This is a genomic window from Micrococcus sp. KRD070 (assembly GCF_017168435.1).
Taxonomy (GTDB): Bacteria; Actinomycetota; Actinomycetes; order Actinomycetales; family Micrococcaceae; genus Micrococcus; species Micrococcus luteus.
Map to the genome: position 1 here is coordinate 98,075 of NZ_JABFNH010000022.1, position 13,429 is coordinate 111,503.

The following is a 13,429-nucleotide window of genomic DNA, read 5'->3' on the forward strand; positions in this document are numbered from 1 at the left end:
GGTGCTGCACGTGCTGACCAACTCCCTGCCCCACACCGGGTCGGGATACGCCCAGCGCAGCCACGCGATCCTCACCTCCCTGCGGAACGAGGGCTTCGAGGTCGCCGAGGTCGGCGAAGGCGGAGTGGTCCACCAGCAGCACCACGATGTCGGCGGCGTCCAGGGCCTCGTCGGCCGCGACCAGGCGGACGTTGTCCTTGCCCTGCAGCGCGGCCGGCAGCTCCGTGACGTGCGGCTCGACCACGAGCACGTCGGACCCGGAGAACTGGCCCGCCAGCTCGGCCGCGATGTTCAGGGCCGGGGATTCACGCAGGTCGTCGATGTTCGGCTTGAAGGCCAGGCCGAGGGCGGCGACGACCGGAGCGCGGCCGGTCTCCTGCTGGACGTCGAAGGCCGCGGCCTTGACCTGGTCGAGGACCCACTGGGGCTTGCCGTCGTTGATCTCCCGGGCCGCGCGGATCAGCCGGGCGGTCTGCGGGGCGGCGTCCACGATGAACCACGGGTCCACGGCGATGCAGTGGCCGCCCACGCCGGGGCCCGGCTGCAGGATGTTCACGCGGGGGTGGTGGTTGGCGAGCTCGATGAGCTCCCACACGTCGATGCCCTGCTCGGCGCAGATCACGGACAGCTCGTTGGCGAAGGCGATGTTGACGTCGCGGAAGGAGTTCTCCACGAGCTTGGCCATCTCCGCGGTGCGGGTGTCCGTCAGCAGGATCTCGCCCTCGCAGAACGTGCGGTAGAGGTCGCGGGCCCGCTCGGCCGCGCGCCGGGTCGAGCCGCCGACGATCCGGTCGTTGGTCACGAGCTCGACCATCACGCGGCCCGGGAGCACCCGCTCGGGGCAGTGGGCGAAGTCCAGCTCGGACTCGCGCAGCTCAGGACGCTCGGCGAAGATCACCTCGGCCATGTGCTCGGTGGCGCCGGGGGGCGAGGTGGACTCGAGGATGACGAGCTCGTCGCCGGTCAGCTGCGGGGCCAGGCCGCGGGCGGCGGCCTCGATGTAGCCCAGGTCCGGGGAGTGTCCGTCCTTGAACGGGGTGGGCACGGCGACGATGTAAGCGTCCGCGGCCGGGGTCGTCTTCGAGGCGCTGAGCAGGCCCTTCTCGACGCCGCGCGCGACGAACCCGGCCAGGTCCGGCTCCACGAAGGGCACCGTGCCCGCGTTCACGGCGTCCACCGTGCGGTCCGAGACGTCCACGCCGAGCACCTTCACGCCGTTCTCGGCGAGGATGGCGGCGGTGGGCAGTCCGATGTAGCCCAGGCCGATGACGGCAACGGTCTCGATCTTCTTCACGGGGTCTCCTCGATGGGGAATGGTTCACGACGGCGGCCCCAGGCACCGGCGGGCGGGGGGCGGACGCGTCCCACCCTACCGCCGACGCCCGGCCTGCTTCAGTCCAGCCCCAGCGCCTCGCGCCACAGGCCGGCCACGACGCGCTCATCGTACGAGCGCACCCGGTCCCGCGCCAGGGCCGAGAGCGCGTCCCACCGCGCGTCGACGGCCGTCGCCTCCAGCACCCGCCGCGCCGCGGCGTCGGTGTCGTCGAGCACGAACTCCTCGCCGAACACGCCCCTTGCGCCGGGCCGGTCCCACACGATCGGAACTGCCCCGGAGGCCATCCCTTCCACCGGGGCCAGGTGGAAACTCTCCGTCGCACTCGGCGACAGCATCCAGCCGACCTTGGTGTACCAGGTCCCCATGTCCGCACCGAACGGTTCGAATGCGACAGCATCACGCAGATCCGAGGCTCCGAGTCGGGCCAGGAGGCCCGCGTATCCCTCACGCTCGTACATCTTGCGCCAGATGTGCGGGTACTCCCACGGCATGCGGCCACGGATATGGAGCGTGAAGCGGCCGTCCTCGGCGCGCAGGCGCCGGAGCAGGTCGATCGCGCGGTCCGGTCTTTTGAGCATGGGCACGATCCCTACCAGCCCCAGTCGGAATTGGCGGTTCGCCCGCCCAGGGCGCTCCAGGTCTGCAATGGACACGGCGTTCGGGACAACGCGTACCGCGTCCGGGCGGATGTCCATCGCGTCCAGGACGTGCCCACGGTTCAACTCTGAGACCACGACGAGAGTGTCGACCGTGGCTGTGTCGATGTCCGGAAGCCACGCGCCGCGCAGCTCGAACATGTGCAGCCGCACCACGAGCCGCTGGCCAGGCCGTTTGCGGTGGGAATACCAGACAGCGTTGGGGCCAGCCCATTCACAGATGACGACGTCGGCCCACTCAAGATGGGCTTCGGACGCGTCCTCGTCGTGAGCGTGCAACGACGTCCAGTGATCAATGCGCAACTCCACGTCCGGATCCGCGCGGAGCATGTCCACGAGTTCACCCGCGAATTTCAGGTCATGACCGGCAAGCACAATCCGCCGTCGCTGGTCACGAGGGGCGGCGAGAGCGCGAGGGCGTTCCAACGCGCCCACGCGTTCAATCACGGCCCGCAATGCGTCGGCGCGCGCGGACATGCGATACGGCGCGGCGGCCCGGAATACGTGCTCGGACAGGGCGTCGAGCCGCGGTGCAGCGGCGACAAGCCGATCCGCGATGTCTGCCGGCGTGTCGTCCAGCGCATCGACGAACAATGGATAGTCCGCGCCAAGCAGGTCTTCGTGGATGGTAGTCCGGTTAACCAGGGGCGGCACACCGAGAGCACAACTCTCGAGCACCTTCGTCGAGATCTCGAGAGACAGGTCGAGATCGGAGGCGCGCCACCCGAGGGATACGTCGGCGTCCCCCATGACCTCCATACTCTCTTCGCGGCTCAGAGCTCCCACCCAGGAGAATCCCGGCTCGTCGGACTCGAGCACGGCACGCATGCTCGATGCCCACCCCGGGTGGCGCGGTTCCCGGTGCACTTTGTCGCCCACCATGGTCAACGAGCTCTCGACTCCACGGTCGCGGAGCTCAGTGAGGATTTCGGGCATGCGGTCCGTCCGCCAGTCGTGGGCAAACTTCCCGGTGTACACAAGCCTCAAAGATCTGCGCTCCCGCGAGTCACTGCCGTGGGGACGGACAGAGTCGGGGATCATCGGGGACAGTAACTCGGTGCGACCCGCAGCTGCGGGCACGAGAGCCTCAAGGACCGCCCGCGCGTGCTCCGTCTGGGCCAGCATGAGCCGACTTCCCGCAGCCACCCGATTGAGCCGACGGATGAGATCATCAGGGAATCCTCCGCCGATATACCCGTACTCGGTGACGTACGACCACAGCCGGCCTTCGAAGGTGCCGCGCTCAACGATTTCGAGGCACATTTCACTACCACGGACAAGCAAGACATCGAAGTCCAACGCCGCGTCCAGCGCCTCCAAGGCTTCCGCCGCCTGTCCTCTCTCCATGGCATCCTCTGCCTCAGCCACCGGCGCGTCGTGGACGGTGACGCCAGACAGACGGCGGAGGGGGCCGCTCAAGAGATCCCGGGTCTCGACGGCCTTGAGCTGCACATGCACTTGGGCGCCTGTCAGGGACAGGGTCTCAGCGAGGGACGGTAACCAGATCGCCGACCCGTCCATGACATTGAGATTGACGTCGCCGTAGAGGAGGATGCGGACGTCCGCGATGTTGCTCGTGGGCGTGTCATGCACGGCTGGTCTCCTCCATGTCTCGCAGTAGGTCTGCGATCTCGGTGGGGGCGTCCCCCGCGTCTTCGGTGTGATGTCCGGCTGGCCGGGGAGTGCCCGGCTGCACGGGCATCAGTGTGGACTGCCGACGTAGCAGGAGCGCCCCGATCTCTGACCGGCGAGGGCCACGGTCGATAAGCCAGCAGGTGGCCCCAGCGCGATGGGCTGCATGCACAGCGGCGAGCACCTCGAGCAGCAACGCGACGCCCGAAGTGCTCAGCGCGCCATCCCACACGCCGGTGAACCCTTCCAGGTCGAGCACGAGCACGTCCGTGCGCTCCGCCACCGCCACGCTGGTCCCCGGCGTCATCGGCACGACGCGATGCCCTGCCCCTTCCAGCAGGCGGCGTGCGTCGGCGCTCAGGAGACCCACGACGGCCCGGTTCCCGGCCACGTCGCGTCCCAGGTCAGGACGCCCCAGCATCCGCTCCAGCCGTGCACTCCTCGCCGGGTCCGCTGCCGGAGTCGCGGCGGCTCGGCCCGGTGCGACACGGCCTGAGTCGCGGTCCTGCGCGCCACGGCCGGCCAGCTGGTCCGGTTTTGAGCTGACGGTCCAGCGCACCCCGAAGACTCCCCGGATCTCCTGCGCCACGGGCTTCGGCAATCTTCGTAGGAGCGCACCACCGCCGCGCCGCACGGTGCGTCGGGCCTGCGGTGGAAGGAATGCCGCCACGCGGCGAACCCCTCGTTGGAAATCAGAATTCGGCATTTTCAGCGTGTTGCCTTCTATGGTGATGAACAAAGAACAGCCCGTGGAGGCGAAACTCTCAGAGAGTACCAGGGCGTTTTGTGGTGGATCGGCCCCAGCCGCGGGGCAGCCGCCTCAGCCATTGTGGGAGGCCGCGTGCTTGGTCCTGGGCCGACGCGTCAACCCCGGCCAGGCGCCTGGCTCGTGGCCTTGCAGTGTCAGCCAGTCCGAGCGCCTCGCGCCACAGGCCGGCCACGACGCGCTCATCGTACGAGCGCACCCGGTCCCGCGCCAGGGCCGAGAGCGCGTCCCACCGCGCGTCGACGGCCGTCGCCTCCAGCACCCGCCGCGCCGCGGCGTCGGTGTCGTCGAGCACGAACTCCTCGCCGAACACGCCCCTTGCGCCGGGCCGGTCCCACACGAGCGGGACTGCGCCCGAGACCATGCCCTCGGCGGGCGCGAGGTGGAAGCTCTCGGTGGTGGACGGCGAGAGCACCCAGCCGATCTTCGTCAGCCACGAGCCCATGTCCGCCCCGAAGGGCTCGAAGGCGACGGCCTCGCGCAGCGGGCCGGCGCCGAGGCGGGCGAACAGGTCGAGGTAGCCCTCGCGCTGGAGGGGCTTGCGCCACTCGTGCGGGTACTCCCACGGCATGCGGCCACGCACGTGCAGGGTGAACCGTTCGTCATGGGCGCGCAGGACCTCCAACAGGTCCACGGCCCGGTCCAGGCGCTTGCGCAACGGCACCACGCCGACGAGGCCGAGCCGGAACCGGCGACCAGGCAGGCCGGGACGGTCCAGGTCGGCCACGGACACGGCGTTGGGGATCACCGAGACCCGCGCGGGGTCGATGGGCAGGTGCTCGCGGACCAGATCCCGGTACAGATCGGAGACGGTCACGAGGCGGTCCACGGCGTCGGTCTCGAGCGCGGAGAGCCAGCCGCCGCGCAGCTCGAACATGTGCAGGCGGACCACGAGCCGCTGGCCGGGCCGCTTGTGGCGGGCGTACCAGACCGCGTTGGGGCCAGCCCACTCGCACACGACGACGTCGGCCCACTCGACGAGGCGGCGTGAGGCGGCCTCGTCGTGGCGGTGCAGGCCCTGCCAGTGGTCGATGCGCAACTCGACGCCCGAGTCGTCCCGCAGCAGGTCGACGAGCTCCCCCGCGAACTTCAGGTCGTGGCCGGCCAGGACCACGCGGGTGCGTGACCCGCCGCGGGCGGGCCGTCGGTCGAGCAGACCGAGCCGGTCCATGACGCGCGTCAGGGCGCGTGCGCGCGCGGTCATGCGGTAGGGGGCGGCGGCCTCGACGACGCGCTGCGAGAGGGCCGGCAGGTCGTGGCGGGCGGCCGCGATGCGGGCGGCCACATCGCGGGCCGAGTCCCTCACCCCGTCCACGAACAGGGGGTAGTCGGCCCCCAGCAGCTCCTCATGCGCCACGGTCCGGTTCAGGAGCGGCGGCACTCCGACCGCGCAGCTCTCCAGCACCTTCGTGGAGATCTCGAGCGAGAGGTCCAGGGCGGGGGCGCGCCAGCCCAGAGAGACGTCCGCGGCCGCGGTGCGGGCCATGGACTCCTCGCGGGAGAGCGCTCCGGTCCACTCGAAGTCGGGCCGGTCCGCCTCGAGGCGGGAGCGCATCGCCGCAGCCCAGCCGGGCCGGTCCCGCTCGGGGTGGACCTTGTCCCCCACCATCGTGAGCGTGGCCGGGACACCGGCCTCATGGAGGGCGGTCAGCACGTCCGGCATGAGGTCGGTGCGCCAGTCGTGGGCGAACTTGCCCGTGTACACGAGACGCACCGGGCCGTCGGCGGGCACCTCGGCCCGTTCGGCCGGAGCGAGCGCGTCCGGCACCATCGGCGAGAGCAGCTCGGTGCGCCCGGCGGCGGCCGGGACCATCGCCTCGAGCACGGCGCGGGCCTGGGGCGTCTGGGCCAGCATCAGACGGCTCGCCGCGGCAATGCGGCCGAGCTCCTCGACGCGCCCGGCCGGGAAGCCGTCCTCCACGTAGCCGTACTCGGTCACGTAGGACCACAGCCGCCCCGGGAAGGCGCCGCGGTCGGCGAGCTCGAGGCAGGCGTGGATGCCGCGCACGAGCACCACGTCGTACCGGGACTCGTCGTCCCGGCGGGCCAGCACGTCCGCAGCGCGGGAGGGGGTCATTCCCCCCTGCCCGGCCGCCGGCTCGGCGGCGAGGACGCGCACCCCCGTCAGGGCGCGCAGCGGAGCGGTGAGCAGGTTCCGGCGTTCGACAGCCTTGAGCTGGACGTCCACGCTCGCACCCGTGCGGGCGAGGGTCTCGGCCAGGGAGGGCAGCCACGTGGCGGAGCCGTCGATGACGTTCAGGTCGACGTCGCCGTAGAGCAGGACGCGCACGTCGGCGGCGTCGGTCAGGCGGTCGGGGTGGTGCGTGTTCATGCGCTCTCCTCCGGGCAGGCGGCGAGGACGTCGGCGATCCCCTGGGGCGCGTCGCCCGGGTTCTCGGTGAAGTGCAACGGCGTCCGGCCCGCGCCGGCCTCGACCACGATGACGTCCTCGGCATGCAGCAGGGCGAGGGCCCCGAGCCGGTGCCGGTGACGGCCCCGGGAGAGCACCCAGACGGTGACCCCGCGCGCGGCGGCCGCACTCACGGCACCTCGCAGCTCGAGGTAGAGGGCCGCGCCGGCGGCGTCGAGGGCCCCGGCCCACGGCCCGTCCACGCCGTCCACGTCCACGACGACGGCCTCCACGCGTTCGGCCACCGCACCCGCGGTGCCCGGCACGAGCGGCACGACGCGGTGCCCGGCGGCCGCGAGAGCCGCGCGCACGTCCGGGGCGGCGACGACGCCGACGGCGCGCCCGCCCTGCTCGGTGCGGGACGTGTCGGCCAGGCCCAGGGCCCGCTCGAGACGGGCCGCGGCCTCCGGATCGGCGCCGACGGCGGCGGCACCGCGGCCGGTGAGGGAGGCGCTGCCGGGGCGGGTGCGGGCCGGCCCGCCCGCCAGGCCCAGGGCGTCGGCCGGGCGGGCGTGCGCCGGAGGGGCACCCCAGCGGATGCCGAACACACCGCGGACCTCCTCGGCCACCTGCGGCGGCAGCCTGCGCAGCAGCGCGCCTCCGGTGCGGCGCACCCGATGGCGCTGTTCGGGCGGCAGCAGGCGAGCGCCCGCGCGCGCGACCCGACGGATGGACTTCCCTGCTGGCATCAGAACCGTTCCTCGGTGTCCCGGTGGAGTGCACCCGGCCGGGTGCGGCGTCAACCCTAGCAAGGGGCCGACGTCGGGCTCAGCGACCGGCGACGCGGCGCAGCAGTCGCTCGTAGCGCCGGGCCACGGCCGGCAGGTCGGCGTGGCGGCGCACCCAGTCGCGTCCGCCCGCGCCGACGTCGGTGCGGTGCGGGTCGTCCGCGAGCGCCGTCAGGTGCCGCACCAGGTCGTCCACGTCCGGGCCGATGACGTCGGCGCCACCGGCCGCCTCGAGCGTGCGGGCGGCCTCCCCCGTCACCAGGCCCGTGACGTGCCGGCCGACGGCGAGCACCTCGTAGGTCTTGGAGGGCACGGTGTGCCGGAAGCTCGGCCAGTCGGGACGCAGGGCCACCACCAGCGTGTCCGCCCACGCGTACTGCTGGGCCACGGCCGAGCCGTGGACGGGTCCGAGGATCTCGGCCGGCGAGCCGAGCTCGGCGTTGCGGGCCTCCAGCGCCGGACGCCGGGTCCCCTCCCCGACCAGCCGGACGCGCACCCCCGGCCGGGTGCGCCGCAGCGTCGCCGCGGCGTCGACGAGCCGCTCGAGCCCCTGGCTCTCGCCCATGTTGCCCAGGTACAGCACGTGGAGCTCACCGGCGGGCCGCTCGCGCCGCGGCGCCACCGCCAGGCGAGCCAGGTCCACACCGTTGCCCAGGGTGCGGACCACCCGCACCCCGCGCCCGCGCAGCGTCTCCGCGAAGCCGTCCGTGACGGTCACCACGAGCCGGGCTGCGCGCTGGCCGCCGGTCACGACGCGTTCCATCGCGACGCCCAGCAGACCCTGGTGGACCCCGGCCTCGTGGGCGAGATCCGGCCAGGCGTCGCGCATCTCCAGCACGAGGGGACGGCGCCAGAGGCGGGAGAGCACGACGCCGGGCACCACCACGGGCAGGGCGGGCACGGTGGCCACCACCACGTCCGGGCGTCGGGTGGCCATCCCACGGGGGATGGCGAGCAGCGCGTGCACCACCGCTTCGGCGAAGCGGCCGTTGCGGCCGGCCTCCCCCAGGGGCAGGCGAGGCGTGGGCAGGACACGTTCGCCGTCGGGCCCGGCGAAGGGGCGCACACCCCCGGGCGCGACGACGTCGACGTCCCAGCCCGCCGACCGCAGCGCCGCCACGACCGCGCCCCAGCGACGCGCGGGAGGGGTGCGCTCGGGCCGGTAGGAGTGGGAGACCAGCAGCAGGCGGGGGCGGCGCGACTCAGTCGTCACAGGGGTCCTCCCCGAGGGCGGGTGCGGGCGTGGTGCCGGTCAGCAGGGTCAGCACGGGGGCGGGCCCGCCGGCGGCCTGGGCCTTCTTCTCCTTCTGGGGCTCGTGCTCGTCGACATAGCGCTGGACGTCGTCGTCGGCGAGGGCGGAGCGCAGGTCCGCCAGCTTGTCCTCGTCGAGCTCGACGATGGCGTCGCCGTTCGGGCCCTCCGCGAAGCCCTTGCGAGGCACCGTGAACATCTCGACGTCCTCGCCGCGCACGTCGCGCAGCTGCCACGCGAGCGAGGCGATCACTCCGGACGTGAGCCCCTCGTCCACACCGAGGTGGTCGGAGAACGTGGCGACGACCTCGGTGGTGCGGGCGGGATTGCCCAGGATCTGCGGGCTGAGGAAGCGGTCCATCGCCCCGGCCAGGTAGCGCTGCTGGTTCTTCACCCGGGTGACGTCGCCGTCGTCGAAGGCGTGCCGTTCGCGCACGTAGCGCAGGGCGGCCGTGTCCTGCAGCAGGATGTGCCCGCGCGGGTAGTACGAGGGGTTGGCCTGACCGGAGGAGAAGGCCTGCGGGTTGCAGACCTCGACGCCGCCCAGCGCGTTCGTCACGCCCCGGAAGCCCTGGAAGTCGACCTCCAGGACGTGGTGGATCGGCACTCCCAGCAGCAGCTCCACCGTGTCCACGGCGAGCGCGTAGCCGCCCCTGTCGAAGGCCGAGTTGATCTTCGCCTCGCCGTGGCCGGGCACGGTGACCCACGAATCCCGCAGCACGGACATGACGTAGACCTGGCGACGGTCCGCGGGGATGTGCACGAGCATCATGGTGTCCGAGCGCTGGCCCATGTCCTGCTCGCCCTCGCCCTCACGGGAGTCGGAGCCCAGGACGAGCACGTTCAGCGGGCCGTCCCCGGCCGCCTGCTCGAGCGCCCCCACGTCCACCGTCTGCCGGTGGTCGTCGAAGGTGCGCCCGAGCGAGCCCGCGTACCAGGCGCCCAGGCCGAGCAGCGCCGCGAGCAGGACGGCGAGCACGCCGACGACCCACGGCCAGCGCCGGCGGCGCCGCGCGACCGGCGGGGCGTCGTCGCGCGGGGACTCGGGACGCGGCAGGGGCTCGGGCGTCCAGGACGCGGCCGGGGGATGGCTCACTCGGGTCTCCTGCTCGAGGTCGGGGGTCAGGCCAGTCTACGGACGCCTCGTCAGGCGTCGGCCGCCACGGCCCGGCGACGGCGCGGCCTGGGCTGGCAGCGCGGGCACAGGTGGCTCGCCCGGTTCATGAACGGCTCGCGGACGATGCGGGAGTCGATCCCCTCGGCGGCGCAGCGGCGACACGGCTGCCCGGTGCGCCCGTAGGCCGCCAGGGAGCGGGCGAAGTACCCCGATCGCCCGTCCACGTTGACGTAGAGCGCGTCGAAGCTCGTGCCCCCCACCTCCAGGGCCCGGCGCATCACGTCCTGGACGGCCGCCAGGAGGCGCAGGGTGTCGGCCCGGCGCATGCGCTCGGTCGGGCGCTCGGGGTGCAGGCGGGCGCCCCAGAGGGCCTCGTCCGCGTAGATGTTGCCGATCCCGGAGACCAGCGACTGGTCCAGCAGCGCGCGCTTGAGGGTGGAGCGGCGCCGTGCCAGGCGCGCGTGCACGGCCACGGGGTCGAACAGCGGGTGCAGCGGGTCCAGGGCGATGTGGGCGGCCGTGGTGGGGATCCGCTCGCCGCCGGCGGCGTCGTCGGGCCGCAGCGCGTCGAGCCACCAGCCGCCGAAGATCCGCTGGTCCACGAACCGCAGCTCGCGGGCGGATCCGTCCGCCGCGGTGACGGGCAGGCGCAGGCGCAGGTGTCGCTGGTCGGCGGCCCCCGGTTCGTCCACGAGGATCTGCCCGCTCATGCCCAGGTGCACTACGACCGCGTCGTCGCCCTCGGCCAGGGGCAGCCAGAGGAACTTGCCGCGGCGAGCCGGCTCGGCCAGCCGGGCGCCGCGCAGCCGCTCCCGGAGGGCGTCCGCACCGCCGGGGCTGCGACGCAGCGAGCGGGGGTCGAGGACCTCGAGCTCCGCGGCGACGGCGTCCGTGGCCCACCGGGCCAGGCCGCGCCGGACGACCTCGGCCTCGGGCAGCTCCGGCACGGGCTCAGCGCCCCGCGGCCGGCAGATCCGCCTCGAGGGCGGGCCAGGAGGCGGCCGCGGCGTCCCGCTCGGCCTGCTTCTTGGAGCTGGCGACGGCGGAGCCGTACTCGCGCTCGCCGACGACGAGGGTGGCCCGGTAGCGGGGGTCGTGCGCGGGGCCCTGACCCTCGATCGCGTAGCGGACGGCGCCGAGACCGTGCCGGCTGGCGGCCTCGGCCACGACCGTCTTCCAGTCGGTGCTCTCGCGCAGCAGGTCCGGCTCGTCCAGCAGCGGCACCACGTGGCGGTGCACGAGTGCGGCCGCGGCCACGGCACCGTGGTCCACGTAGACGGCGCCGATGAGCGCCTCGAGGGTGTCGGCGAGGATCGAGTCCTTGTCCGCCCCGCCGGTGCGGCGCTCCCCCGTGCCCAGGCGCACGAACGGGCCGATGCCGATCCGGCGCGCCACCTTCGCCAGGGCACGCGTGGACACGACGGCGGCCCGGCGGCGCGCGAGGTCGCCCTCGGCCAGGTCCGGGTACACCGTGAAGATGTGGTCGGTGACCACGTAGCCCAGCACCGAGTCCCCGAGGAACTCGAGGCGCTCGTTGGTGGGCAGCCCGCCCTGCTCGTAGGCGAACGAGCGGTGCGTCAGAGCGCGTTCGAGCGTCCCGGCGGTGATGTGCACGCCGAGACGCTCGAACAGCTCTTCTGGCTCGGGCGCGGGCTCAGGCCCGCGGCGAGCCGATGGGGACGCCATCTCAGGCGTCGGCGACCTTGCGGCCCTTGTACTCGAAGAACAGGGGGGTGCCGGCGGCGTCGGTCTTCAGCTCGGCCTGGTGGGGCAGGCGGTACGAGACGCGACCGTTCTCGACGGACTTCACCAGGGCGGGCGCGGTGGCCTTCCACTGCGACCGGCGGGCACGGGTGTTGGCACGGGACATCTTCCGCTTCGGGACTGCCACGACTATCTCTCTTCTGTCTCGGTGATGGAGGTCTCTGAGGTGCCCGCGAGGTGGGCCAGGGCGGCCCAGCGCGGGTCCACGCGCTCGTGGGCGTGCCCCTCGGGCGCGTCCTCGAGGCGGATGCCGCAGTCGGCGCACAGGCCCTCGCAGTCCGGCCGGCACAGCGGCTGGAACGGGAGGGCGATGACCACGGCGTCCCGGAACACGGGTTCCAGGTCCACGGTCTCGCGCACCACGAGCGGCTGCTCGCCGGCGTCGTCCTCGGACGTGCCGGTGAGGTACAGCTCCTGCAGGTCCACGGTGATCCCCTCGTGCAGCGGGCGCAGGCAACGGCCGCACTCGCCCTTCAGGGTCGCGTCCGCGGTGCCGGTGACGAGGACGCCCTCGTGCACCGACTCCAGACGCAGGTCCAGTTCGACGGGGTCCCCCTCGGGGATCCCCAGCAGCGGCGTGGAGACGCCCGCGGGGGCGGGCCACTCGGCCGTCAGCTCGCGCTGGACTCCGGCCCCGCGCGTCAGATCGCGCACGGGGATCACCCACGGCGAGTCGGCGCCGTGGTGCTGGATGCTGTCCATGGTCGCTCCTCTCGGCGGGTGGGACGGCGGGGGTACACGGCCCGTCCGCACGCCCTCTGCGGGGGTGCGATGCGGCCTGGACACGGGTCCAGCCACGACGGACCGACAGCCCATCCTACCGGGTGGGTCCGCCTCGGCCAAAGCCGGCGGCGTCCCGCGCGTCGCCGGCCCGGCTCAGAGCCCGGCGGTGAACTCCTGGAGCCAGGCGCGCAGGTCGGCCCCGAGGTCCTCGTGCCGCGTCCCGAACTCGATGACCGCCTGGAGGTAGCCGAGCTTGTCCCCCGTGTCGTAGCGGCGGCCGTCGAAGACGACGGCGTGCACGCCGCGACCCTCACCGTCCTCCGTGGCCAGCCTCTGCAACGCGTCGGTGAGCTGGATCTCCCCGCCGCGGCCGGGCGGGGTCTCGTCCAGCACGTCGAACACCTGCGGGGCCAGCACGTAGCGGCCGATGATCGCGAGGGTGGAGGGGGCGTCCTCGCGGGCCGGCTTCTCCACGAGGTCGGTGACGCGGACGACGTCGTCGCCCTCCCCCGGCACGGCCTCCACCGCGGCCACGCCGTAGGCCGAGACGGCCTCCTCCGGCACCTCCATGAGGGCGATCACGGAGCCGCCGAGGCGCTGCTGCACGTCGATCATGCGCTCGAGCAGCGCCTCGCCGTCGCCGATGATGTCATCGCCCAGCAGGACCGCGAACGGCTCCTCGCCGACGTGGCGGCGTGCGCAGTTCACCGCGTGGCCGAGCCCGAGGGCCTCGCCCTGACGGACGTAGTGGATGTCCCCCACCAGGTCCGACTCGTGGATCTGCGCGAGCCGCTTGGCGTCGCCCTTGTGCTCCAGCGCGGCCTCCAGCGCGGAATGGCGGTCGAAGTGGTCCTCGAGGGCCCGCTTGTTCCGGCCCGTGATCATCAGCACGTCCGCCAGGCCCGCACGCCGGGCCTCCGTCACCACGTACTCGATGGCCGGCCGGTCCACCACCGGCAGCATCTCCTTCGGCATGGCCTTGGTGGCCGGCAGGAAGCGGGTGCCCAGGCCGGCGGCCGGGATGACGGCCTTGCGGGTGCGGGGG

Annotated in this window: 12 protein-coding genes; all 12 read right to left on the reverse strand. The window is 73.1% G+C overall.

Translation table 11 applies throughout. The features are described 5' to 3' along the window. A partial coding sequence (wecC, locus tag J1M38_RS08135; protein WP_342356224.1) for a UDP-N-acetyl-D-mannosamine dehydrogenase occupies positions 1-1,294 on the reverse strand: 1,294 nt, incomplete at its 3' end. A gap of 98 nt (positions 1,295-1,392) precedes the next feature. Further along, positions 1,393-3,585: a glycosyltransferase gene (locus J1M38_RS08140; RefSeq protein ID WP_073115611.1), complete on the reverse strand. Its 2,193-nt coding sequence runs from the start codon at positions 3,583-3,585 to the stop codon at positions 1,393-1,395. Then, positions 3,578-4,213: a hypothetical protein gene (locus J1M38_RS08145; protein ID WP_144081946.1), complete on the reverse strand. Its 636-nt coding sequence runs from the start codon at positions 4,211-4,213 to the stop codon at positions 3,578-3,580. The genes J1M38_RS08140 and J1M38_RS08145 overlap by 8 nt, the downstream gene beginning before the upstream one ends. Before the next feature lie 175 nt (positions 4,214-4,388). Next, the gene (locus tag J1M38_RS08150) at positions 4,389-6,722 is read right to left on the reverse strand and encodes a glycosyltransferase (protein WP_241246560.1); all 2,334 of its coding nucleotides are present in this window, start codon (positions 6,720-6,722) and stop codon (positions 4,389-4,391) included. Further along, positions 6,719-7,489 carry a hypothetical protein gene (locus J1M38_RS08155; RefSeq protein ID WP_161787767.1) on the reverse strand — a complete coding sequence of 257 codons (771 nt, stop codon included), beginning with the start codon at positions 7,487-7,489 and terminating at the stop codon, positions 6,719-6,721. Before J1M38_RS08155 ends, J1M38_RS08150 begins: the two co-directional genes overlap by 4 nt. A 79-nt stretch (positions 7,490-7,568) precedes the next feature. Further along, positions 7,569-8,741 (reverse strand): glycosyltransferase family 4 protein, encoded by a 1,173-nt coding sequence (locus J1M38_RS08160; protein ID WP_129866816.1) that lies wholly within the window; start codon positions 8,739-8,741, stop codon positions 7,569-7,571. Further along, a complete protein-coding gene (locus tag J1M38_RS08165) occupies positions 8,731-9,876 on the reverse strand; it encodes an LCP family protein (protein WP_161787768.1) in 1,146 nt (381 codons plus the stop codon). Before J1M38_RS08165 ends, J1M38_RS08160 begins: the two co-directional genes overlap by 11 nt. A 50-nt stretch (positions 9,877-9,926) precedes the next feature. Continuing rightward, on the reverse strand, positions 9,927-10,844 hold the full coding sequence (mutM, locus tag J1M38_RS08170) for a bifunctional DNA-formamidopyrimidine glycosylase/DNA-(apurinic or apyrimidinic site) lyase (RefSeq protein WP_115261292.1): 918 nt from the start codon (positions 10,842-10,844) through the stop codon (positions 9,927-9,929). Between the two features lie 4 nt (positions 10,845-10,848). Continuing rightward, positions 10,849-11,511: a ribonuclease III gene (gene rnc / locus J1M38_RS08175; RefSeq protein ID WP_012750822.1), complete on the reverse strand. Its 663-nt coding sequence runs from the start codon at positions 11,509-11,511 to the stop codon at positions 10,849-10,851. 73 nt (positions 11,512-11,584) lie between these two features. Beyond that, positions 11,585-11,788 (reverse strand): 50S ribosomal protein L32, encoded by a 204-nt coding sequence (gene rpmF / locus J1M38_RS08180; RefSeq protein WP_002856390.1) that lies wholly within the window; start codon positions 11,786-11,788, stop codon positions 11,585-11,587. A 2-nt stretch (positions 11,789-11,790) separates the two neighbouring features. Continuing rightward, the gene (locus J1M38_RS08185) at positions 11,791-12,363 is read right to left on the reverse strand and encodes a DUF177 domain-containing protein (RefSeq protein ID WP_002856392.1); all 573 of its coding nucleotides are present in this window, start codon (positions 12,361-12,363) and stop codon (positions 11,791-11,793) included. Positions 12,364-12,537: 174 nt separating this feature from the next. After that, the coding region (galU, locus tag J1M38_RS08190) for a UTP--glucose-1-phosphate uridylyltransferase GalU (RefSeq protein ID WP_206501221.1) at positions 12,538-13,429 on the reverse strand (892 nt) is incomplete at its 5' end.